We start from the raw sequence: 2,269 nt of genomic DNA, 5'->3' as shown, positions 1-2,269 counted from the left end.
CCCCGAGCCAATCCTCCGATCGACCGCTGAAGCGGTGGGTGACCCGGACAGTCCGGTGATGGTTGCCTCCACGGACCCTCAGGCGTCTTCTGTCTGGTGGTCAAAGCGGGTAGAGAAGCACGGCGGATTGCCGTTCGACTTCGCCCAGGTCGACGACCCACGCGACCTTGGCAAGTTACGGAACCTGCACTATGAGCACATCTTCGTCGACACACCGGGGTCGTTAGAGGATGAGCGGATCCTCCAGGCCGCGCTCGACGAGTGCGATGACGTACTCGTGCCGATGGTGCCGGAGCCGCTGTGCTACGACCCCACCAGCCGCACGATCGAGGCTGTCATCGCACCTCGCGGCATCCCGTATCGAGTGGTCGTGAACAGCTGGGATCCGCGTGACGGTCTGCCCGACCTGCAGCAAACCGCGCAGTTCATCCAGCGCAAGGGCTGGGCCATGTGCAACGCAGTCATCCGCCGCTACAAGCTGCACTCTCGGGCATCTGCCGAGGGCATGGTGGTGACGCAGTATCCGCGGAACCGTGTAGCGATGGAAGCGCGTGAAGACTTCTTCCGCCTAGCGCTGGAGATGGGCTACGGGGGAACAGCAGCAACCCCACCACAGACGGCGTCAAGCCTCCAGGAGGTCTGACATGGCGGGGAAACGAATCAACCTGTCAGACCTTGCCAGCGAGCCGGCCCTGCCCGAGGCACGCGTCCCCACCCTTGCCGAGTCAGCGCCGCGGACGGCTCGCGTACAGCAGATCGCAGCCAACCCACTGAACACCCGAGACCTCGATACCGATCACGCGAAGATCGAAAGCATCGCGGACTCGATGCGAACGCACGGACAACTCCAGCCGTGTGCCGTCGTTCCCCGGGAAGCGTTCCTACGGATCTACCCCGAGCACGGACCTGCGGTCGGTAAAGCCCTCTGGGTGCAAGTCACCGGCGGCCGGCGCCGCGCAGCCGCACTGCTGGCCAACCTGGCCACACTCGACATCATCGTCAAGAACCACTTGGCTGAGAGCCGAGAGACCTGGGTCGGTGCCACCGCAGCCGAGAACCTTGACCGGGAGAACCTGGACCCGATCGAGGAGGCGCGAGCAGTTCAACTCCTGGTGGAGGAGAGCAGGACAGGGAAGGCAGCAGCCGAACGCCTATCCCGCACTCCTGCATGGGTGACCCAGCGACTCAACCTGCTCAAGCTTGCCCCGGAGCTGCAGTCGATGCTGAGGTCGGGTGAGGTGCCACTACGAGACGTGCGAGACCTCCACCAGCTACCACCCACAGAGCAACTTGAGGAACTGCGACAGCGCCAGCACAAGCCAGAATTAACCGCGGTTAACGAGACTGCAGTCCCCAAAGCCGCTGTCGACAGCCGAGAAAAAGGCGAACGTCCGCGCAAGGTCGCGTCGGCCATCAGGCACCTCGGCGGCACTCCCGACAAGATCGCGAAGTCGCTACAGGCAGAGATGGCACCTGAAGACCTTCGAGCGCTGGCTCAGCTACTGCTGCAGGTATACACCACTCCTGATGATCAGGAGCAGGTACCGGCTGGCACTGAATAGGCGACTCGCTATTGGTCAGCAGTCCCGGGCGGTGGGCCTTAGGTACGGCTGTTGGCCGGCACCCGTTCGGGTGCCGGCCAACAGCGTGCTCTCCCCTGGTGGGGTGTGAGCTTGGTGGTTCAGCTGGTCCCGTACTCGGTGACTAGCCCGGCGGCGTGGTCAGCGGCCCGGTCGGCTCACTTGTTGAGCCGCCACTGGTCCACGGTCTCGCCTCGGAGAACGCTGAGTAGTGCCTCTTTGTTCTCGAAGCTGGTGACCTTGTCCCGGTCCTCGCTCAGGTGGATGTGCCAGAGGTGCGACGGGTCCGAAGTGGCGGCTTCGTCCTTGCGGAAGTCCCAGCCTTCCACCTCGTTGTCGCTGTCGGCCTGCCCGAAGAACTCACGCCAGCCGTCCAGTCGAGGATCATCGGGATCCTGGCCGGAGGCGAGCAGCCGGCTGGAGTACTCGGCGATGTTGGTGGCCTCCGAGAAGGTCCAGTCGTAGGCGGCGGCCTTGTCCGAGGGTCCGCCCTGGTCGTTGTCGTCGAGGACGGAGTAGTCGGTGGGGCTGTTGGCTACGCGGGTGTTGTGGTAGCCGGGCTTGTCGGTGTAGGTACCGCCGTCGGCTGTGCCGGGCTGCAACTTCAGAAGTTCCTCCTGCAGCCACGACGAAGCCTCGGCCACCTTGTCCGGGTTACCAGCAGCGGTTGCGGGCGTGGCGGTCACCGC

Annotated in this window: 3 protein-coding genes; 2 read left to right on the top strand and 1 reads right to left on the bottom strand. The window is 64.4% G+C overall.

What is annotated here, in order from left to right; genetic code table 11:
• Positions 1-643 (top strand): ParA family protein (locus K228_RS0124650; protein ID WP_033777430.1); only part of this gene is annotated, 643 nt, incomplete at its 5' end.
• Position 644: 1 nt separating this feature from the next.
• On the top strand, positions 645-1,562 hold the full coding sequence (locus K228_RS0124645; RefSeq protein WP_025620748.1) for a ParB/RepB/Spo0J family partition protein: 918 nt from the start codon (positions 645-647) through the stop codon (positions 1,560-1,562).
• Between the two features lie 176 nt (positions 1,563-1,738).
• On the opposite strand, the gene K228_RS0124640 is transcribed toward K228_RS0124645, so the two are convergent.
• A partial coding sequence (locus K228_RS0124640) for a hypothetical protein (RefSeq protein ID WP_025620747.1) occupies positions 1,739-2,269 on the bottom strand: 531 nt, incomplete at its 5' end.

Origin of the sequence: Salinispora cortesiana (genome assembly GCF_000484695.1) — a bacterium.
Taxonomy (GTDB): Bacteria; Actinomycetota; Actinomycetes; order Mycobacteriales; family Micromonosporaceae; genus Micromonospora; species Micromonospora cortesiana.
The sequence above is the reverse complement of the archived record's forward strand: the minus strand, read 5'-3'. Positions and strand labels throughout refer to the sequence as shown.

Excerpts from the sequence above, each read along its gene's own strand:
- K228_RS0124645 (WP_025620748.1), top strand. The coding sequence starts at position 645 with ATGGCGGGGAAACGAATCAACCTGTCAGACCTTGCCAGCGAGCCGGCC.